20 protein-coding genes are annotated in these 20,003 nt (G+C 67.9%); 4 read left to right on the plus strand and 16 right to left on the minus strand.

What is annotated here, in order from left to right:
* Window positions 1-8 precede the first annotated feature (8 nt).
* The 4 genes from CNE_RS12080 to CNE_RS12095 all read right to left on the minus strand — a co-directional run bounded on the left by CNE_RS12080 (window position 9) and on the right by CNE_RS12095 (window position 5,176).
* Window positions 9-986, minus strand: coding sequence for a Bug family tripartite tricarboxylate transporter substrate binding protein (locus CNE_RS12080; RefSeq protein ID WP_013957395.1), 978 nt, complete (start codon window positions 984-986; stop codon window positions 9-11).
* A gap of 50 nt (window positions 987-1,036) precedes the next feature.
* Window positions 1,037-1,426, minus strand: coding sequence for a cupin domain-containing protein (locus tag CNE_RS12085; RefSeq protein ID WP_013957396.1), 390 nt, complete (start codon window positions 1,424-1,426; stop codon window positions 1,037-1,039).
* Window positions 1,427-1,599: 173 nt separating this feature from the next.
* Entirely contained in the window at window positions 1,600-2,295 is a 696-nt protein-coding gene (gene kdpE / locus CNE_RS12090; RefSeq protein ID WP_013957397.1) for a two-component system response regulator KdpE, read from the minus strand.
* A gap of 31 nt (window positions 2,296-2,326) precedes the next feature.
* Complete coding sequence (locus tag CNE_RS12095; protein ID WP_013957398.1) at window positions 2,327-5,176, minus strand: DUF4118 domain-containing protein; 2,850 nt, start codon at window positions 5,174-5,176, stop codon at window positions 2,327-2,329.
* Between the two features lie 390 nt (window positions 5,177-5,566).
* On the opposite strand from CNE_RS12095, the gene rpsU reads away from it, so the two are divergent.
* The 3 genes from rpsU (at window position 5,567) to CNE_RS12110 (ending at window position 7,771) form a co-directional block, all read left to right on the plus strand.
* Window positions 5,567-5,779, plus strand: a complete 213-nt coding sequence (gene rpsU, locus CNE_RS12100) for a 30S ribosomal protein S21 (RefSeq protein ID WP_010814647.1) — start codon at window positions 5,567-5,569, stop codon at window positions 5,777-5,779.
* Between the two features lie 202 nt (window positions 5,780-5,981).
* The gene (gene nodI / locus CNE_RS12105) at window positions 5,982-6,893 is read left to right on the plus strand and encodes a nodulation factor ABC transporter ATP-binding protein NodI (RefSeq protein WP_022535960.1); all 912 of its coding nucleotides are present in this window, start codon (window positions 5,982-5,984) and stop codon (window positions 6,891-6,893) included.
* 14 nt (window positions 6,894-6,907) lie between these two features.
* The gene (locus tag CNE_RS12110) at window positions 6,908-7,771 is read left to right on the plus strand and encodes an ABC transporter permease (protein WP_013957400.1); all 864 of its coding nucleotides are present in this window, start codon (window positions 6,908-6,910) and stop codon (window positions 7,769-7,771) included.
* A 63-nt stretch (window positions 7,772-7,834) separates the two neighbouring features.
* On the opposite strand, the gene CNE_RS43045 is transcribed toward CNE_RS12110, so the two are convergent.
* Window positions 7,835-8,068: an SMR family transporter gene (locus tag CNE_RS43045; RefSeq protein WP_371827374.1), complete on the minus strand. Its 234-nt coding sequence runs from the start codon at window positions 8,066-8,068 to the stop codon at window positions 7,835-7,837.
* Between CNE_RS43045 and CNE_RS12115 the strand changes: the two genes are divergently transcribed.
* Window positions 7,972-8,280 carry a hypothetical protein gene (locus CNE_RS12115; protein ID WP_167540173.1) on the plus strand — a complete coding sequence of 103 codons (309 nt, stop codon included), beginning with the start codon at window positions 7,972-7,974 and terminating at the stop codon, window positions 8,278-8,280. The two genes, CNE_RS43045 and CNE_RS12115, sit on opposite strands and share 97 nt — an antisense overlap.
* A 4-nt stretch (window positions 8,281-8,284) precedes the next feature.
* Here the strand turns inward: CNE_RS12115 and CNE_RS12120 are convergent, their stop codons facing one another.
* The 11 genes from CNE_RS12120 to truA all read right to left on the minus strand — a co-directional run bounded on the left by CNE_RS12120 (window position 8,285) and on the right by truA (window position 19,953).
* The gene (locus tag CNE_RS12120; protein ID WP_013957402.1) at window positions 8,285-9,490 is read right to left on the minus strand and encodes an O-succinylhomoserine sulfhydrylase; all 1,206 of its coding nucleotides are present in this window, start codon (window positions 9,488-9,490) and stop codon (window positions 8,285-8,287) included.
* A gap of 340 nt (window positions 9,491-9,830) precedes the next feature.
* A complete protein-coding gene (purF, locus tag CNE_RS12125) occupies window positions 9,831-11,360 on the minus strand; it encodes an amidophosphoribosyltransferase (RefSeq protein WP_013957403.1) in 1,530 nt (509 codons plus the stop codon).
* Between the two features lie 103 nt (window positions 11,361-11,463).
* Window positions 11,464-11,961, minus strand: a complete 498-nt coding sequence (locus CNE_RS12130; RefSeq protein ID WP_013957404.1) for a CvpA family protein — start codon at window positions 11,959-11,961, stop codon at window positions 11,464-11,466.
* Window positions 11,962-12,003: 42 nt separating this feature from the next.
* Complete coding sequence (locus CNE_RS12135) at window positions 12,004-12,732, minus strand: SPOR domain-containing protein (RefSeq protein ID WP_013957405.1); 729 nt, start codon at window positions 12,730-12,732, stop codon at window positions 12,004-12,006.
* Between the two features lie 108 nt (window positions 12,733-12,840).
* Window positions 12,841-14,151 carry a bifunctional tetrahydrofolate synthase/dihydrofolate synthase gene (gene folC / locus CNE_RS12140; protein WP_013957406.1) on the minus strand — a complete coding sequence of 437 codons (1,311 nt, stop codon included), beginning with the start codon at window positions 14,149-14,151 and terminating at the stop codon, window positions 12,841-12,843.
* A gap of 157 nt (window positions 14,152-14,308) precedes the next feature.
* Window positions 14,309-15,181, minus strand: coding sequence for an acetyl-CoA carboxylase, carboxyltransferase subunit beta (gene accD / locus CNE_RS12145; protein WP_013957407.1), 873 nt, complete (start codon window positions 15,179-15,181; stop codon window positions 14,309-14,311).
* Between the two features lie 180 nt (window positions 15,182-15,361).
* Window positions 15,362-16,159, minus strand: a complete 798-nt coding sequence (trpA, locus tag CNE_RS12150; protein WP_013957408.1) for a tryptophan synthase subunit alpha — start codon at window positions 16,157-16,159, stop codon at window positions 15,362-15,364.
* 1 nt (window position 16,160) lies between these two features.
* Entirely contained in the window at window positions 16,161-17,087 is a 927-nt protein-coding gene (locus CNE_RS12155; RefSeq protein WP_010814635.1) for a DNA-methyltransferase, read from the minus strand.
* Window positions 17,087-18,280: a tryptophan synthase subunit beta gene (gene trpB, locus CNE_RS12160; protein ID WP_013957409.1), complete on the minus strand. Its 1,194-nt coding sequence runs from the start codon at window positions 18,278-18,280 to the stop codon at window positions 17,087-17,089. The genes CNE_RS12155 and trpB overlap by 1 nt, the downstream gene beginning before the upstream one ends.
* 124 nt (window positions 18,281-18,404) lie before the next feature.
* Complete coding sequence (locus tag CNE_RS12165; RefSeq protein WP_013957410.1) at window positions 18,405-19,148, minus strand: phosphoribosylanthranilate isomerase; 744 nt, start codon at window positions 19,146-19,148, stop codon at window positions 18,405-18,407.
* Complete coding sequence (truA, locus tag CNE_RS12170; RefSeq protein ID WP_013957411.1) at window positions 19,135-19,953, minus strand: tRNA pseudouridine(38-40) synthase TruA; 819 nt, start codon at window positions 19,951-19,953, stop codon at window positions 19,135-19,137. Before truA ends, CNE_RS12165 begins: the two co-directional genes overlap by 14 nt.
* Window positions 19,954-20,003 lie beyond the last annotated feature (50 nt).

Below are 20,003 nucleotides of genomic sequence, written 5' to 3' on the forward strand. Positions count from 1 at the left end.
AAGAACGCCTATTCCGGCTGGATGCCTGCGTCCTTCACCAGCCGCGACCACTTCTGCAGCTCGGCCACGACAAACTGGCTGAGCTCGGCCGGCGTGCTGCCGAACGGCTCGAAGCCCAGCGCGTGGAACTGCGGCGCATGCTGCTTGCTGGTGGCGATGGCAACCAGCTCACGGTTGAGCCGCTGCACCACCGGCGCCGGCACCCCGGCCGGCGCGAACACGCCGTTCCATGAGGTCACGTCGAAACCCTTCAGCTCCGGCACGCTCGCCAGCGGCGGCAGGTCGGGCAGCAGCGCGCTGCGCTGCGCGGTGGTCACCGCCAGCGCACGCAGCTTGCCGGCGCGCACGTTGGCGATGCCCGCGGCAAAGTCGACGAACATCGCCTGCACCTGGCCGCCCATGACATCAGTCATCGCCGGCGGCGTGCTCTTGTATGGCACGTGCAGCATGTTCAGCCCGGCCATCTTCGACAGCGTGGCGCCCGAGACGATGCCGGTGCTGTTGCCGCTGGCATAGCTCAGGCCCGGATGCGCCTTGGCATAGTCGATGAACTCACGCAGCGTCTTCACCGGCAGCGCCGGGTTGACCACCAGCATGAACGGCAGGTTGCCCATGCGCGAGACCGGCGTGAAATCCTTGACCGGGTCATAGCGCAGCTGCTTCATCAGCGACGGGTTGGCCGAATGCGTGGTGTTGGTGGTCATGAACAGCGTGTAGCCATCGGCCGGGGCCTTGGCCACGAACTCGGCGGCAATGGTGCCGTTGGCGCCGGGCTTGTTGTCCACCACCACCGGCTGCTGCAGCGCCTCGCCCAGGTACTTGGCGGTCAGGCGGGCCACGGCATCGGTGCCGCTGCCGGCAGCGAACGGCACCACCAGGCGCAGCGGCCTGGACGGGAATTCATCGGCCGACAGCGCCGGGGTGGCAGCCAGCGCCGCGGTGCACCCAAGCACCAGGCTGGCAAAGGCGTTCCTGAAGGACTTCACGGTGGTTGTCTCCTGTCGTTGTTAAATCCCTTGCCGTGACCAGCCGCGTCTTATGCGGGCCGTATCACGCGCTCGGGGGATTCCTCGTATGGCGGGGAATAGATGACCAGAATTTTGGCCGGCTCGTCGCTGACCACGGTGAACACATGCATCTGGTCCGGCGGGAAGAAGCAGCAGTCGCCCGGGCCCAGTTCCTTGCGCTGGCCGCCGACCTCGGCCACGGCGCGGCCTTCCAGCACGTAGCAGACCTGCTCGATGCCGGGATGCGCATGCGGTAGCGCGCCCTTGCCCTTCTCGATGGTGCCGTGGATCACTTCCAGGTGCCGCGAGCCCACGGTCTCGGGCCCGATCAGCCGGCGGTTGAGGGTGCCGACATGGTTGGCGGGGTGGTAACCCTCGACGTCGTCGGTCGAGATGAAATAGACGGGTTGGTCCTGCATGTGGTGCTCCTGCCTTAATTCATATTTATGAATAACAGTTTATCCCGTTGAATTTATTCGTCAAACGATTTCGATGTCGTTGCGGGTTTACCGGGAGTGGACGCGCGCCGGGCGAGCGCCAGCCTCACGCGGCGCGTGATCGGCAAAAATGCGTTTTGGGAGTGACCCGGTGGTCAGCCGGCGAAGCGGTAGCCCACCCCGATCTCGGTCAGCAGGTAGGCAGGCTGGGCCGGGTCGGCTTCCAGCTTGTGCCGCAGGTGCCCCATGTAGACGCGCAGGTACTGGCTGCTGTCGGCATGCGACGGCCCCCACACCTCGCGCAGCAGTTCGCGGTGGGTCATGACCTTGCCGCGATGCGCCAGCAGCACCGCCAGCAGCCGGAACTCAATCGGCGTCAGGTGCACCGGCTCCCCCGCACGCGTGACCTGGCGGTTGGCCAGGTCCACGGCGATCTCGCCGAAGGCCACCTGCGCCCGCCCCTGCGCGCCGGCACGCACATGGCGGCGCAGCAGCACGCGCAGGCGCGCCACCAGCTCACCCACGCCGAAGGGCTTGGTCAGGTAGTCATCGGCGCCGGCGTCGAGCGCGCGGATCTTCTCAGACTCGCCGGTGCGCGCCGACAACACCAGCACCGGCACTTCGGTCCAGGTGCGCAGGTCGCCGATCATCGATACGCCGTCGCCATCGGGCAGCCCCAGGTCCAGGATCACCAGGTCCGGCTGGCGCGTGCCGGCCTCGATCAGCCCGCGCTGCAGCGACTCGGCCTCGTGCACGGTGCAGCCCTCGTCCTGCAGCGCCGCGCGCACGAAGCGGCGGATATGGGGCTCGTCTTCCACCAGCAGCACCGTGGGCGAGAACTCGAATGGCATGACGCGTCGGATCCTTGAAAGATTGTCGGGTTCAGGCCGGCAAGCCGGCCGCTTCCGGTTCCAGCACCGGAGGGTTGCCGCGCGGCAGCGTGACCACGAAGCGCGCGCCGGTGCCTTGGCCCTGCGCCCGCGCATGCACCGGCTCGACGCGGATGCTGCCGCCATGCGCCTGCACGATGGCCTCGCACACGGCCAGCCCCAGGCCCACCCCGGTGGTGGCGGACTCGCGCTCGCCGCGGGTGAATTTCTCGAACACCTGCCGCGCCATCGCCGCCGGCACGCCGGGGCCGTCGTCCTCGACGACCAGGTGCACGGCGTCATCGGAGACCTCGCCGCGCACGCGGATCTCGGTGCCCGGCGCGGTGTACTTGGCCGCATTCTCCAGCAGGTTGCACAGCACGCGCTCCATCAGCACGCCATCGCATTCCACCAGCGGCAGCGCCGACAGGTCGGCCACCACCACGCGGTGCCGCGCCAGCGCATCGCGCAGCGACGCCAGCGCCGCGCCGGCCAGCTCTTCGAACGACTGCCATTCCTTGCGCAGCGCCACACTGCGGCTTTGCAGCCGCGCCATGTCGAGCAGGTTGGCCACCATGGCGTGCATGCGGCGCGCCTGGTCGCGCATGGCGCCGACGGTCTCGGCCACCTCCGGCGCCAGCGGCGGCGTGCCGCGCTGCAGGGTCTCGGCCATGCCGATCAGGCTGGTCAGCGGCGTGCGCAGGTCGTGCGACACCGCAGCCAGCAGCGAGCTGCGCAGGCGCTCGGACTCCATCGTCAGCAGCGCCTGCTGCGCCACCTCGACATAGTGCAGCCGTTCGATCGCAATCGCGATCAGCGTGGCAAAGACATCGACCTGGCGCCGCAGCGCGGGCTGCGCAAACGCGCGCCAGGCGCGCGGCTCCACCGCCAGCACGCCGCGCACCTGCATCGGCGCCTTCAGCGGCAGGTACAGCACCGTGCCGGAGGGCAGCGTGTCGGTGCCGGTGCCGGCCGGCTGGCCGTTGTTGAAGACCCATTGCGCGAGCACGTGGTCGACGGCATCGCTCTGTGCCGCGCCGCCGGCCTCGGCGTCCGTGGCCGCGGGCAGCAGCCGGCCGTCCGCGCCGACCAGGAAAAACGCCGCACGCGCATCGAACGCCGCGCGCAGGAAGCGGCTGCCGATGCCGACGATGTGCGCGTCGGTCAGCGCCGCCGACAGCTCGCGCGCCAGCTCGTACAGCGTGCGCGCATCGGTCTCGCGCTGCACCGATACCTGGGCCTGCTCGCGCAGGCCGGCCGTCAGCTGGCCGATCACCAGCCCGACTGCCAGCATCACCAGGAAGGTCACCAGGTATTGCACGTCGCTGACCGCAAACGACAGCTGTGGCGGCACGAAGAAGAAATCAAACGCCCCCACCGCCACCAGCGAGGCGAACGCCCCCGCGGCGCGTCCGTGGCGCAGCGCCACGCCGGCCACCGCCAGCAGGAACAGCATGGCAATATTGACCAGGTCGAACCACGGCCGCGCCAGCGCCGACAGCGCGGTGGCGCCGGCGCACCAGGCCACCGCCCACAGCAGGCCCGGCCACTGCGCAGGCCGGGCTTGTTCCCGCGGCAGCTCGGTGCCGGGCAGCATGCGCGCATCACCGGGGGGGTCCTGCCGGACGCTGTCGGCCGCCACGCGGATCACGTCGATCTCGGGACACGCCGCAGCCAGCGCATCGGCAAAACTGGTGCGCCCGAACAGCCACGCGCGCGCGCCCAGCCACGGCGCCAGCGCGCGCGCCAGCAGCGCCTGCACGCGGCCGGGCAACGAAGTCCCGCCATCGGTCCAGCGCGCCGGCGTGCGGCCGATCAACACCTTGGTCAGGTTATGCCGCCGCACATAGCCGGCCACCGCCGCCACCATGTCGCTGCCGGCCAGCGTTTCGGTACGCGCGCCCAGCGCCTCGGCCAGCCGCATGGCTTCGTCGAGCTGCTCGCGCTGGGCGTCGGGCACGGGTGCCAGGCGCGGTACTGACACCGTCACCACATGGCAGTCGCAATCGAGCTGCCCGGCCAGCCGGTGCGCGCTGCGCACCACCTGTGCGGCATCGCTGCCGTGGCCGATGCAGGCCAGCACCGCTTCACGCGTGCGCCAGACCGGCTCGATCGAGGCTTCCTGCCGGTAGGCGCGCACGTCGTCGTCGACGCGGTCGGCAGTGCGGCGCAGCGCCAGCTCGCGCAGCGCTATCAGGTTGCCCTTGCGGAAGAAATTCTGCACCGCATGGCGGGCCTGCTCGGGCACGTACACGCGCCCTTCGCGAAGGCGGCACAGCAGTTCGTCGGCGGGCAGGTCGACCAGCACCACCTCGCCGGCATCGTCGAAGACCGCGTCGGGCACGGTCTCGCGCACGCGGATGCCGGTGATGCCGGCCACCGCCTCGTTCAGGCTGTCCAGGTGCTGGACGTTGACCGTGGTCCAGACATCGATGCCGGCCGACAGCAGCTCGGCGATGTCCTGCCAGCGCTTGGGGTGGCGGCTGCCGGGCGCGTTGCTGTGCGCCAGCTCATCCACCAGGATCAGTGCAGGCCGGCGTGCCAGGGCGGCGTCGAGATCGAATTCCTGCAGCGTGCGGCCGCGATAGTCGACGCGGTGCATCGGCACGCGCTCGATGCCTTCGGCCAGCGCCTCGGTCTCGGCGCGGCCATGGGTTTCGACCACGCCCACCACCAAGTCGCCGCCCTGCTCGCGCTGCGCGCGCGCCGCGGCCAGCATGGCGAAGGTCTTGCCGACGCCGGCCGAAGCGCCGAAATAGATGCGCAGGCGCCCGCGCGCGGCGCGTTCGCCGACGGCCTGTATGCGCTGCAGCAGGTGGTCGGGGTCGGGGCGAAGGTCGTCGGGTTGGCGCGGCTCAGGCATGGTGGGCACTCTTGCCTCGCAGCGGCGGGAGCGCAGCCAGATTGTGCCACGCAGGCGGCGGCATAAAGTGCGCCAAAATAGACTAACGGCGAATTCCGACGCTGCGCCCCGCGCGCGCATTGCACTACATTCTTGACAGTGCCGTCGTATACATGCCATAGTTACGGGCGTATAGCATTCATGGAAACCGGTACTGTCAGGCTCCAGTTGTATAGGACCTGGCGCTATCACCCCTGACACTGGTTGCACGGACTGAAACGTCCACATCTTTCAGGTTCGCGGGGGCGCACCTGGGCATTAGCCCGGCGTGCAATACCAGTCGCTCCGGCGACCGCAGTTTCCCCCCGTGTGAACCAGCCGCTCCTTGCGGCAATCCCCTAAAGGACTGAATTGACTAAGATCGTCTTGAAACCCGGTGAGCCCGTTGAAGTTGCGATGCGGCGTTTCCGTCGCGCCATTCTGCAGACTGGCCTGATCGTTGAACTCAAGAGCCGCACCGCTTACGAGAAGCCGACGACCGAGCGCAAGCGCAAGAAGAAGGCCGCCGAAGCACGTCTGCGCAAGCGCCTGCGCATGCAGATGCTGCCGAAGAAGATGTACTGATCCAGTACGCTTCGCCGCCCGGCACCGCCGGGCAAGAAAAACCGCCAGTTCGCTGGCGGTTTTTTTATGCCCGCGCGCCAGGCCGGCCCCGCTGCGCTTTGCGGCCGCGGCTTTTTTGCTGCACTGCGCCACCTGAGCGTTGCGCCGATGACCGGCATAATGGCGGATATTGCGCCCGTGCGGCGCCACACCGGACCCTGCCTTGACTGCCATCCTAGAGTTGCGCAAGGTGCGCAAGCAATACGGCGACACGGTCGTGGTCGACGACCTCGATCTCCAGGTATTTCGCGGCCAGTGCTTCGGCCTGCTGGGCCCCAACGGCGCCGGCAAGACCACCACGCTGCGCCTGCTGCTGGGCCTGACCACGCCCATGGCCGGCACGCTCACGCTGTGCGGCGAACCCATCCCCGAGCGCGCGCCGCAGGCGCGCATGCGCGTGGGCGTGGTGCCGCAGTTCGACAACCTCGACCCGGATTTTTCGGTGATCGAGAACCTGCGCATCTTCGGGCGCTACTTCGGGCTGTCGTCGGCCGAGATCGAGCGGCGCGTGCCGATGCTGCTGGAATTCGCCCGGCTGGAGAACCGCGCCGATGCCCAGGTGCGCGACCTCTCCGGCGGCATGCGCCGGCGCCTGACCGTCGCACGCGCGCTGATCAACGACCCTGACCTGCTGGTGATGGACGAGCCCACCACCGGCCTGGACCCGCAGGCGCGCCACCTGATCTGGGAGCGCCTGAAGTCGCTGATGGCCAGCGGCAAGACCATCCTGCTGACCACGCACTTCATGGAAGAGGCCGAACGGCTGTGCAACTACCTGTGCGTGATCGACGGCGGGCGCAAGATTGCCGAAGGCAAGCCGCACGAGTTGATCGACAGCCAGATCGGCTGCGACGTGGTCGAGGTCTATGGCGATGAACTGGACACGCTGCGCGGCAGCCTGACGCCGCTGGCGCAACGTACTGAAATGAGCGGCGAGACGCTGTTCTGCTATGTGCGCGAGCCCGCCCCGCTGCTGGCGGCGCTGCACGGCAGGAGCGGCGTGCGCTACCTGCACCGCCCGGCCAACCTGGAGGACGTGTTCCTCAAGCTGACCGGCCGCGAGATGCGGGACTGAACCGAGGGACTGACATGAGCGAACAGGATCCCCGCGCGGATACCACCACTGCCCCCGCGGCCGCTGGCGGCCACGCTGCCGCGGCACCGCGCCAGCGCTATCCGCAGCCGCTGCTGCCGCGCAACCTGCGCAACTGGATGATGGTCTGGTACCGCAACTACATGGTGTGGAAGAAGCTGGCCATCCCGTCGATGATCGGCAACCTCGCGGACCCCATGATCTACCTGTTCGGCCTCGGCCTCGGGCTGGGGCTGATGGTGGGCCAGGTCAACGGCGTGTCGTATATCGCCTTCCTGGCCGCCGGCACCACCGCGTCCAGCGTGATGATGTCGGCCAGCTTCGAGTCGATGTATTCCGCGTTCTCGCGCATGCACGTGCAGCGCACCTGGGAGGCGATCATGCATGCCCCGCTGACGCTGGGCGACGTGGTGCTGGGCGAGATCGCCTGGGCCGCCAGCAAGGCGGTGCTGTCCGGGCTGGCCATCATGCTGGTGGCGGGCGCGCTCGGCTATGCACAGATGCCCGGCGCGCTGCTGGCGCTGCCGGTGATCGTGCTGGCCGGCATTGCCTTTGCCGCGCTGGCGATGATCGTCACCGCGCTGGCGCCCAGCTACGACTTCTTCATGTTCTACCAGACCCTGGTGATGACGCCGATGCTGCTGCTGTCCGGCGTGTTCTTCCCGCTGGAACAGTTGCCCGAAGGCGTGCAGGCAGCCACCAAGGTACTGCCGCTAGCGCATGCAGTGGCGCTGATCCGGCCGCTGATGCTGGGCCGTCCGTCGGAGGATGTCGGCCTGCACCTGGCGGTGCTGGGCGCCTATGCAGTGGTGGCGCTGGTGGTATGCCTCGTGCTGCTGCGGCGCCGGCTGCTGCGCTAAGACTGCCGCATGCCGGGCTTCAGGCGCTGCCCGCCAGCTTGAGCCCGGCAATTCCGCACACAATCAGGCCGATGCAGGCCAGCCGCGCCGCGGTGGAAGAGTATGATGCCGAGGATCGCGGTGCCGCGTAAAACCTTCGGTGTACTTCAGCCCGATCGCCCATACCACCTCGAACAGCCCTGCCAGGGCCAGCAGTGTCCATGCCATTTCGATTTCTCGGATTGCGTCGTAACGTGCGCAACGATAGCGGAGATTCCGCCCCCTTGCAGCGCGCCATCCTGGCGCTGGCGGCCGCATGCGCCACGACGTCGCTGGCGGGTTGCATGGTGATGGCGGTGGGCAGTGCCGCGGTGTCGACGGTGGCTACCGTCGGATCAGCCGCCGTCAGCGTGGCGACGACCGCGGTCAGCACCACCTACGACGTCACGGCCGCAGGTGTGAAGGCCGTGGCCGGCAGCGACGAACCCGCGCCGCCCCCGCCGCCACAACCAGCACAGCCGGCGCAGTAAGCCCTCAGTCGCCCAGGCCGCGCAGCAGGTCGGCCTTCAGGTCCCCGACCGACTCCAGCCCCACCGCCAGGCGGATCAGCCCTTCGCCCACGCCCGCGGCCGCCTTGGCCTCGGGGCTCACGCGCGCGTGCGTGGTGGTGTACGGGTGCGTGATGGTGGTGCGGGTGTCGCCCAGGTTTCCGGTGATCGAGCACAGCCGGGTGTTGTCGATCACGCGCCAGGCATTGGCGCGCTGCTGCTCGGGCGTGGCGCCCTTCAGCTCGAACGACACGATCGCGCCGCCGCCGCTTTGCTGGCGCATGGCGATCTCGTGCTGCGGGTGCGACTTCAGCGCGGGGTGGAACACACGCGCCACCGCCGGGTGCGATTCCAGGAACTGCGCCAGCGCCAGCGCGCTGGCCGAATGGCGTTCCATGCGGATTGCCAGCGTCTCCATGCCCTTGAGCAGCACCCAGGCGTTGAAGGCCGACAGCGTCGGGCCGGCGGTGCGAACGAACGGGAACACCTTGCCCATGATGAAGTCGTGCGTGCCCAGCACCGCGCCGCCCAGCACGCGGCCCTGGCCGTCGATATGCTTGGTGGCCGAATGCACCACGATGTCGGCACCGAACTTCATCGGCTGCTGCAGCGCCGGCGAACAGAAGCAGTTGTCGACCACCAGCAGGGCGTTCGCGTTGTGCGCGATGTCGGCCACGGCGGCAATGTCGGCCACTTCGGTCAGCGGGTTCGAGGGCGTTTCCAGGAAGAACAGTTTCGTGTTCGGGCGCACCGCGGCACGCCACGCGTTCAGGTCGCTCGGGTCGACGAAGGTGGTCTCGACGCCGAACTTCGAGAAGATATTGCCGAACAGCGTCATGGTCGAGCCGAAGATCGCGCGCGAGCTGACCAGGTGGTCACCCGCCTGCATCGACGACAGCACCACCGACAGGATCGCGCTCATGCCCGAGGCGGTCGCCATGCAGGCCTGCGCGCCTTCCAGCGCGGCCAGGCGCGACTGGAACATCGACACCGTGGGGTTGGTGAAGCGCGAGTAGGTGAAGCCCTCTTCCGAGTTGGCGAAGCGTTCGGCGGCCTCGGCCGCGCTGTTGAAGCAGAAGCTCGAGGTCAGGTAGATGGCCTCGGAGTGCTCCATGAATTCGCTGCGCAGCGTGCCGGCGCGCACGCCGAGGGTGTCGATGCCGAGCGATTCGGGGTTGAGCGGTTCGTTCATGCTGGTGGGGCGCGGTCGTACCCGCGCGAATGCGATGGTTTCGACGAGCCGGCGCCGGCCAGGTGGACAGGCGCGCGGCCATGAAAAAAGCCCGTGCGATCGGGTGGTCGGATCGACGGGCTTGCTGTTCTGCGAATGGCCTTCGGCTTCAGGCTGTGGCGGCCGGCTTCCGGAAATCGCTGCGCCGCGAAGGCACTGCGCATCGGGAATCGTTGCTGACCGCCATCTCTTTAGCTGTTTCGGGCTGGACCCGCGTCCGCAAGCTGACTATCAAATCGACGCCCGGCCATGTTACGGCCGGGCTCCGCATTCGTCAACGCGCGGACAGCGGCGGCACGGCTTACTCGTTGCCGCCGGAGCGCTGCAGGTGCAGTTGCGAGCGCTCGGTGTCGCCATTGGTGCCGTCGCGGTCGGCCTGGCTGCGCGCCGTTTCCAGGCGGTTCAGGTAGGCCTCGTCGATATCGCCGGTGATGTAGCGGCCATCGAAGCATGAAGCATCGAAGTCCTTCAGCGCCGGGTTGATGTCGCGCACGGCCTGCTTCATCGCTTCCACGTCCTGGTACACCAGCTTGTCCGCGCCGATGATCTTCGCGATCTCTTCGTGGGTGCGGTTATGGGCCACCAGCTCGCTGCGGGTCGGCATGTCGATGCCGTACACGTTGGGGTACTTCACCGGCGGCGCGGCCGAGGCGAAGATCACCTTGTTGGCGCCGGCGTCGCGCGCCATCTGCACGATCTCGAACGAGGTGGTGCCGCGCACGATCGAGTCATCGACGATCAGCACGTTCTTGCCCTTGAACTCCACACCCATGGCGTTGAGCTTCTGGCGCACCGACTTCTTGCGCACCGCCTGGCCGGGCATGATGAAGGTGCGGCCGACGTAGCGGTTCTTGAAGAAGCCTTCGCGGTAGTTCACGCCCAGGCGGTTGGCCACCTGCATCGCGGCCGGACGGCTGGAATCGGGAATCGGCATGACCACGTCGATGTCGCCGGCCGACACTTCCTGGCGAATCTTCTCGGCTAGGTAGTCGCCCATGCGCAGGCGCGCGTCATAGACCGGCACGCCGTCGATGCACGAATCCGGGCGGGCCAGGTAGACGTACTCGAAAATGCACGGCGTCAGCACCGCGTTCTCGGCGCACAGCTTGGTATAGAGCTTGCCGTCCAGGTCGATGAAGATGGCCTCGCCCGGCGCCACGTCGCGCTCGAGCTTGTAGCCGATGCCTTCCAGCGCCACGGACTCGGATGCCACCATCCATTCCTTGCCGGTCGGGGTCTCGACGCTGCCCAGGCACAGCGGGCGGATGCCGAACGGGTCGCGCACGGCCAGCATGCCGTAGCCGGCGATCTGCGCGGCGATGGCGTACGAACCGCGCACGCGGCGGTGCAGGCCACTGACCGCCGTGAAGATGGTGTCCGGGTCCAGCGCCATGCCGTTGCTGGCGCGCTGCAGCTCGTCGGCCAGCACGTTCAGCAGCACTTCGGTGTCCGAATGCGTGTTGATGTGGCGGCGGTCGCGGCGGAACATCTCCTCGCGCAGCTGCTCCCAGTTGGTCAGGTTGCCGTTATGCGCCAGGATCACGCCATAGGGCGCGTTCACGTAGAACGGCTGCGCTTCTTCCTCGCTGGATGCCGAGCCGGCGGTCGGATAGCGCACCTGGCCGATACCGGCGGCGCCAGGCAGGCTGCGCATGTTGCGCGTGCGGAAGACATCGCGCACCAGGCCGTTGGCCTTGTGCATGTGGAAAGTACTGCCGTTGGCGGTGGCGATGCCGGCAGCATCCTGTCCGCGATGTTGCAACAACAGCAGGCTGTCGTAAATCAATTGGTTGACAGGCGTGGCTGAAACCACACCGACGATACCGCACATTGCCAAGCTCCCAGGAAAGGCTTTGAATCAGGGGGCGCAGCCTGGTCCGGAAATCCCCCGGACCAAAGGCCTGCGTACTACCGACCGGGCACCATGCCCGGCTTCATGTCTTGACGTACTTCGCCAGCTCCGGCGGCAGCCATGGCTTCACCGATTCCATGGCCTGCATCACATAAGGGCGGCTCACCGCGTCGCGCCAGAACGGTTCTTCCGGCAATTTCGTCAAGCTGGCCAGCGTGACCATCACCATCACCAGCAGCACGCCGCGCAGCAGGCCGAACACCAGTCCCAGCCCGCGGTCGGCGGGCTTGAGCCCGGTGCTCTCCAGCAGCTGCCCGACCACCATGCCGGCCAGCGAGGCGCCCAGCACGGTGCCGATCAGCAGCACCACGAAGCCCAGCGCATGGCGCGCCAGCTCGCCGCCAGGCATCGATTCAGGCATCCAGCCCGCGGCCACCGCGCCATAGCGGAACGCCACCCAGAACGCCACCACCCAGCCGATCAGCGAGAGCACCTCGCGCACCAGGCCGCGCAGCACGCCGAGCACGCCCGAGGCCAGCAGGATGAAGACCACGGCATAGTCGAAGAAAGTCGGCTGCATCGTTGCTTGCGGCCGGGCACAGGCGCCGGCCGTGCTTGCCCCTTACTGTTCCACGACCTTCGAGGTCAGCCCCACCGCGCGCACGCGCTTGTCGGCGGCGTCGGCGGCGTCACGGTCGCTGAAGGGGCCGGCACGCAGCAGGATGCGCTCGCCATCGGCCAGCATTTTCTTTTCGACATAGGCCGGGACCTTGCTCGCCTTGAGCTTGGCCAGCCAGCCCTTGGCGCGCTCTTCGGAAGAAAAGGCGCCGATCAGGATCAGGTACTTGCCGCTGCCCGGCAGCTTGGCTTCGGGCTTGGCTTCAGCCCGTTGCGCGGGCTTGTCCGCGGCGGCTGCGGCGGTGGCCGCAGGCTTGGGCGCGCTGACGATTTCCTCGCCGGCGTCCAGCGCCTCGGCATCATTGCGCGCCGCCGGCGTAGGCGGCAGCGGGTCGGCCTTGCGCGGCTCGACGCGGGGCTTCTGCGCCCCCTGCGCGCCCGTGACCCCGTTTGCGACCTTTACCGAGACGTCCTCGGACACCGGCCGCGGCTTGGTCTCGAACACGATCGGCAGCACGATCACGGCGGCCACCATCAGCACCACGGCGCCGATCAGGCGGCGGCGCGCGCGCTGCTTCTGCGGAAATTCGGGGTCGAGCGTATCGTCGGCATAGTCATCGGCCAGACGGCGCGACGAGGCAATGCCTGCACCCGTGTCGGTGCGCTGGCGCCGCGCACGCTCGGGTGCCGGGTCGTTGCCCTTGCGGGAAGAAAACAGCGAAAGCAGGCCCATAGATTGGTTCGGTGATACGGCCTTGTGGGGCCGCTCGTTGCGTTTGCCGCTCATTGATCGGCCAAGGCCGCCGGGGTTGCCAGGTCAGCGGGCGCCGGGGCGCCTGCTTCAGTTAGCCTGCGTGGCACGATAGGCCATCACGCCGGCGACGGTATAGAACGATCCGAAGACCAGAATTCTATCATTCTCGGTGGCTCGCTCGATGGCATCGCGGAATGCCGCCTCGGGGCTGGAAAAGCAGGCCGCGGTGGCGTCCGGCCCGGGGCGGAATCCGCCCGCGTCCAGCTTGGCCAGCAGGTCCGCGGCACTGGCGGCGCGCTCGGTCGGCAGGTCGCACAGGCACCAGTGGTCGACCTTGTCGGCCACGTGCTGCAGCACCCCGGCGATGTCCTTGTCCTGCATCGCGCCGAACACCGCATAGGTGTAGCGGAAGAACCCCATGTTCTCCAGGTTTTGCCCCAGCGTGGCCGCCGCATGCGGATTGTGCGCCACGTCCAGAATCACCGCCGGGCGCCCCGGCAGCACCTGGAAGCGTCCCGGCAGCTCGACAAAGGCCAGCCCGTTGCGCACTTCCTGTGCGCTGACCGGCAGGCGCGGGCGCATGGCCTGCAGCGCGGCCAGCGCCGCCGCCGCGTTGAGCAGCTGGTTGGCCCCGCGCAGCGCCGGGTAGCCCAGGCCGTTAAGCTTGCGCCCGCCGCCGCTCCAGTCCCATTGCTGGCGCTCCTGGCCCTTGGCGGCGTGGAAATGGTAATCGCGCCCCACCAGCCACAACTCGGCGCCGACCGCTTCGGCGTGCGCCACCAGCGACTTGGGCGGCATCGGGTCGCCACAGATCGCGGGCACGCCCGGGCGGAAGATGCCGGCCTTCTCGAAGCCGATTTCCTCGCGCGTATGGCCCAGGTACTGGGTATGGTCGATATCGACGCTGGTAACGATGGCGCAGTCGGTATCGATTACGTTGACCGCGTCCAGCCGCCCGCCCAGGCCTACTTCCAGGATGATCGCGTCCAGCCCGGCCGCGGCGAAGGCATGGATGATCGCCAGCGTGGTGAACTCGAAGTACGTCAGGCTGACCGGGTCGGCAAAGCTGTTGCGTGCGCGCTCGACCGCCTCGAAATGCGGCAGCAGCTGCGCATCGGTGGCGATCTCGCCATTGATGCGGGCGCGCTCGTTGAACGAGATCAGGTGCGGCGAGGTATGGCAGCCCACCTTGTAGCCGGCCTCCAGCAGGATGCGCTCTAGCATCGCGCAGGTAGAGCCCTTGCCGTTGGTGCCGCCCACCGTGAACACCACAGCGTCGATGCGCAGCCCGAGGGCCTCCTTCACGCGCGTGATGCGCGCCAGGCCCATATCGATGCCCACGGGATGGGCGGTTTCGAGATGGGCAAGCCATTCGGGGAGCGTATGGAAGACAGGCATGTGGGGTGCGAGGAAAAGCTGTTGCTACCAGATTTGGCCAGCCAGCGGCAAAGTCAAGGCCAGGCTTGCGCCCGGCCCCGAGATAGCGGCCGGGGCGGCCAAGAAAAGCGAAAGGCGCGTCAACCACCCGCGCCCTTGATCTGCCATGCAGACGTTGTTATGCCACCGCGTCGGCCGGCTGCTTCTGCAGCAGCGCCAGCAGCTGCGCCAGTTCCGCGCGCATCTTGCGGCGGTCGACGATCATGTCGATGGCGCCCTTCTGGATCAGGAATTCCGAGCGCTGGAAGCCTTCCGGCAGCTTCTCGCGCACGGTCTGCTCGATCACGCGCGGGCCGGCAAAGCCGATCAGCGCCTTGGGCTCGGCGATCACCACATCGCCCAGGAAGGCGAAGCTGGCCGATACGCCGCCCATGGTCGGGTCGGTCAGCACGCTGATGAACGGCAGCTTGGCCGCGCTCAGCTGGTTCAGCATCGAGGTGGTCTTGGCCATCTGCAGCAGCGACAGCAGGCTTTCCTGCATGCGCGCCCCGCCGGTGGCGGTAAAGCAGATGAACGGCACCTTCTGCTCCAACGCGGCCTTCGCGCCGCGCACGAAGCGCTCACCCACCACCGAGCCCATCGAACCGCCCATGAACTCGAACTCGAAGCAGCTCACCACCACCGGGATGGTGTGGATGGCACCGCCCATCACCACCATGGCATCGGTCTCGCCGGTGTCGTCCATGGCGGCCTTGATGCGGTCCGGGTACTTCTTGGAATCCTTGAACTTGAGGGCGTCGACCGGCACGATCTCCTGACCGATCTCATAGCGGCCTTCGGCGTCCAGCAGCCCGTCCAGGCGCGCCCGTGCGCCGATGCGCATATGGTGGTCGCACTTGGGGCAGACGTGCAGGTTGGCCTCGACGTCGGTCCGGTACAGGGTGGACTCGCACGACGGGCACTTGACCCACAACCCCTCAGGGATGCCCTTGCGGGTGCTGGGGTCGGTCTGTTGAATCTTGGGGGGCAGGAGTTTATCCAACCAGCTCATGAAAGCTCCTTTCGGATGACTGCGGTCCGCCGGCAAGCCCGGTGTCGGGACGCCTGTTGGCGGATGGCAGGGAATCAACCCGCGAATTTACCATGCCGGCCCGGTGACCTCGAAGCGCAACGCGCGATTTGCGCACAACACATCACTCCACAAGGTGTGCCGGGCCAGCATTACATCACTTCAGCTGTCCAGCGCCTGGCGGATCTCGGCAATAAACGCCTGCAGCGTCGCCACCGCCTGTTCGCGCGGGGTGTCCTCCAGCAGCTGCACCAGGCGGCTGCCGATCACCACGGCATCGGCCACGCTGCCGATCGCGCGCGCGGTCTGCGCGTCGCGGATGCCGAAGCCCACGCCCACCGGCAGGTTGGCATGCTGCTTGATCAGCGGCAGGCGCGCCGCCACGCTGTCCAGGTCGATCGCGGCCGAGCCGGTCACACCCTTGAGCGACACGTAGTACAGGTAGCCGCTGGCCACGCGCGCCACGGCCTCGATGCGGGCATCGGTCGAAGTCGGCGCCAGCAGGAAGATCGGGTCCATGCCGTTGTCGCGCATCAGCGTGGCGAACGACTCGCACTCCTCGGGCGGATAGTCGACCACCAGCACGCCGTCCACGCCAGCCTCGCGCGCGGCAGTGGCAAAGACCTGCTCGCCCATGCACTCGATCGGATTGGCGTAGCCCATCAGCACCACCGGGGTGTCGGCATTGGTCTGGCGGAACTCGCGCACCCACTGCAGCACCTGGGTCAGCGATACGCCCTGCGCCAGCGCGCGCTCGGAGGCGCGCTGGATCACCGGGCCGTCGGCCATCGGGTCGGAGAACGGCACGCCCAGCTCGATCACGTCGGCGCCGCCCGCCACCAGCGCGTGCATCAGTGCCACGGTCAGGCCGGGCTCGGGATCGCCCGCGGTGATAAACGGAATCAGGCCCTTCTTCTGCTGCGCGGCCAGCGCCGCGAACGTCTTCTGGATACGGGACATATCAGGGAATCAGGTGAGGCCGCGGCGCCGGCGAGACATCGTCGTTGGCGGCGGCCAGGGTTGGGGTGGCGGCAGGCTCGGCGGCTGCATTCGTGACGGCAAGGGCTGCAGCGGCGGCAGACACGCGATCGCATGCCACCTGCACATACTCCGGATTGATCTCGAAGCCGGCAAAGCGCCGTCCGTGGCGCAGGCAGGCCACCGCGGTGGTGCCGCTGCCGGCGAACGGATCCAGCACCAGGCCGCCCGGCGGACAGCTTGACAGCACCATGCGCTCGACGATCTCCAGCGGTTTCTGCGTCGGGTGGTTGGCGCGCTCCGGGTCCTGGCGGTGGATGCGCGAGACGCTCCACAGGTCCTTCGGGTTGTAGCCCACCTCCAGCCACTTCTTGCCTTCGAAACGCGGACGGCTGCGCGCCTTCTTGGTCTCGGGGTCGTAGGGAATGCGGACCGGGTCGAGATCGAAGTAGTAGTCGCGCGCGCGCGCAAAAAAGCCGATGTTGTCGTGCACCGACGAGAACTTGCGCGTGGTGCCGCCCATGCTGGGCACGCGGCGGTCCCAGATGATCTCGTTGATCATGGTCAGGCGCCGCTTGAGCATCACGAACAGCTCGGGCGAATACTGCCAGGTGCAGAACAGGTAGAGCGTGCCCTTGGGCGCGAGCTTGGGCACGACCGCGTTCATCCAGCGCTCGGACCAGTCGAGATACTCCTGGCCCGACAGCAGGTCGGAATCGTTGCCGTAGTCCTTGCCCAGCCCGTAGGGCGGATCGGCGACGATCAGGTCGACCGAGCCGTCCGGCAGGCGGGCAATGCCCTCGAACATGTCTTCCTGGAACAGGCGCAACTGGGCGGAATCGGGCGCACCGGACGCATCCGGTGCACCCGCGCCGCCCACGGCAAGTCCGGTCGGAGGCAGCGCGCGCATCAGAGCTTGAGCCCCGCGCGCTCGGCCACGGTGTGCATGTCCTTGTCGCCGCGGCCGGACAGGTTCACCAGTAGCAGCTTCTCCTTGGGCAGCGTCGGCGCCAGCTTGCACGCGTAGGCGATGGCATGGCTCGATTCCAGCGCCGGGATGATCCCCTCGATGCGGCAGCAGTCGTGGAAGGCCTTGAGCGCTTCCTCATCCGTGATCGGCACGTACTGCGCGCGGCCGCTGTCCTTGAGCCAGGCATGCTCGGGGCCCACGCCCGGGTAGTCCAGGCCGGCCGACACCGAATGGGTCTCGATGATCTGGCCGTTGGCGTCCTGCAGCAGATAGGTGCGGTTGCCGTGCAGCACGCCTGGCGTGCCGCCGGTCAGCGAGGCCGCGTGGCGGCCGGTGTCCAGGCCGTCGCCGGCGGCTTCCACGCCGATCAGCTGCACGTCCTGGTGCTCGATATACGGGTAGAAGATGCCCATGGCATTGGAGCCGCCGCCGACGCAGGCGATCACGGCATCCGGCTGGCGGCCCGTCATCTCCGGCATCTGCACCTTGGATTCCTCGCCGATCACGCACTGGAAGTCGCGCACCATCATCGGGTACGGATGCGGGCCGGCCACGGTGCCGATGATGTAGAAGGTGTTCTCGACGTTGGTGACCCAGTCGCGCATGGCTTCATTGAGCGCGTCCTTGAGCGTGCGCGAGCCGCTTTCCACCGGCACCACGGTGGCGCCCAGCAGCTTCATGCGGTAGACGTTGGCGGCCTGGCGCTTGACGTCCTCGGCCCCCATGTAGACCACGCACTCCATGCCGAAGCGCGCGGCGATGGTGGCCGTGGCCACGCCGTGCTGCCCTGCCCCGGTCTCGGCGATCACGCGCGGCTTGCCCATGCGCTTGGCCAGCAGCGCCTGGCCGATCACGTTGTTGATCTTGTGCGCGCCGGTGTGGTTCAGGTCTTCGCGCTTGAAGTAGATCTGCGCGCCGCCGAGCGTCTCGCTCCAGCGCTGCGCGTGATAGATCGGCGACGGGCGGCCGACAAAGTGCTTCAGTTCGCGGCGGTATTCGGCATCGAACTCCGGATCCTTCTGGTAGTGCGCATAGGCTTCGCGCAGCTCATCGAGCGCGTGGATCAGCGTTTCGGACACGAAGGTGCCGCCATAGGGGCCGAAATGGCCACGGGAATCGGGCAAGTCGTACATATCTAGACTCTTCGGAACAGCGGCCTTGCCTCATCCGGCAAGGCCGCATTGTTGACTGCGATGCGTGTGCGCGCATGCGGCAGGCCATAGGCGGCATGGGGAAAGACGCGGGAGACGGCCCGGCTCATCCTGCCTCGGCACTGCGCACAGCACGCACGAACGCGGCGATGCGGGCGTGGTCCTTCACGCCCTTGGCGGCCTCTACCCCGCTGCTGACGTCCACAGCGTAGGGCCGCACGCGTTCAATCGCACCAGCGACGTTTTGCGCGTTCAACCCACCACTCAAAACGATGCGAGGAGCGCCGCTTGCGTTCGGGTTGCCGGTAGCTGGTACCGGGGGAGTAGGCGGAAGCCATGCCGGGGGAATCAGGGTCCAGTCGAAGACGTGGCCGCCACCGCCGTAGCCTTCGACGAAGGCATCAAGCAGCAAGGCAGCGGCATCACGGTATTGATCGGCAAATTCTACCAAATCGAGGCCCTGGCGCACACGGGCGGCGCGCAGGAACGGTAGCCGGCAGCGTTGTGACGCCTGCGAGCAGAACTGCGGGGTCTCGTCGCCGTGCAGCTGCAGCAGCGTCAGCGGCACGCGCTCGGCCACATGGGCGATGTCTTCCAGGTCGGCATTGACGAACAGCCCGATGATCGCCACGAACGGCCCGGCGGCCTCGGCCAGCGCGGCGGCGCGCGCCACGTCGACGTAGCGCGGGCTGTTCGGGTAGAACACAAGCCCGATGGCGTCGGCGCCGGCGTCCACGGCGGCGCGCACGTCGTCCTCGCGCGTCAGACCGCAGATCTTGATGCGGGTGCGGGCCGGCATGTGCACTGTGCTGCCCGCCGTGCTACCTTCGGCGGCCTCAGGCTGCGTCATCGAACACTCCATGGAACAGGCTCGCGGACGGATCGGCCGCGGGGATCTGGTAAGGATCAGGATACTTGACGCCGACCAGGTAGAGGCCGTCCGGCATGAAGGTCGGCGCCGCCAGCTTGCGCTCGCGCCCGGCCAGCACCTGCGCCAGCCATGGCGCCGGGTAGCGTCCGCGCCCCACCGCCACCAGGCAGCCCATCAGGTTGCGCACCATGTGGTGCAGGAAGGCGCTGGCGCGAAAGCGCAGGAACACCCAGTTGCCGTCATCCTTGATGGTGACGTCGTACATGGTCTTGACCGGCGACTTGGCCTGGCATTCGGCGGCGCGGAAGGCGGAGAAATCGTGCTCGCCGACCAGGCACGCGGCGGCCTCGCGCATGGCGTCGACATCCAGCCGCTGACCCGGCGGCAGCATCTGGTAGCCGGCGCGGCCGTGCACCAGCGGCACGCGGTGCGGCCCGGTGTAGAGCGCGTAGTAATACATGCGCTCGAACGCCAGGAAACGGGCGTGGAAGCCCTGGTCCACCGGCAGCGCCCATTGCAGCGCGATCGACGGCGGCAGGAAGGCGTTGACGCCGCGCACCCAGGAAAATGGCTCGCGCTCCAGCGCCGTGTCCAGGTGGATGACCTGGCCGAGCGCATGCACGCCGGTATCGGTGCGCCCCGCCACAGTGGTCAGCAGGCGCACCCCGGCAAAGCGCTCGATGGCGTTTTCCAGGTGATCCTGCACGGTATTGCGGTGCGGCTGCGACTGCCAGCCGGAAAAGGCGGCGCCGTCGTAGTGCAGGCCAAGAGCGATGCGGTTCATGTCAGGGGATCGGGCAAGGCGGCGGGTACGTCCGGGCGCAATGGTTCACG

The organism is Cupriavidus necator N-1, from assembly GCF_000219215.1.
Lineage (GTDB): Bacteria > Pseudomonadota > Gammaproteobacteria > Burkholderiales > Burkholderiaceae > Cupriavidus > Cupriavidus necator.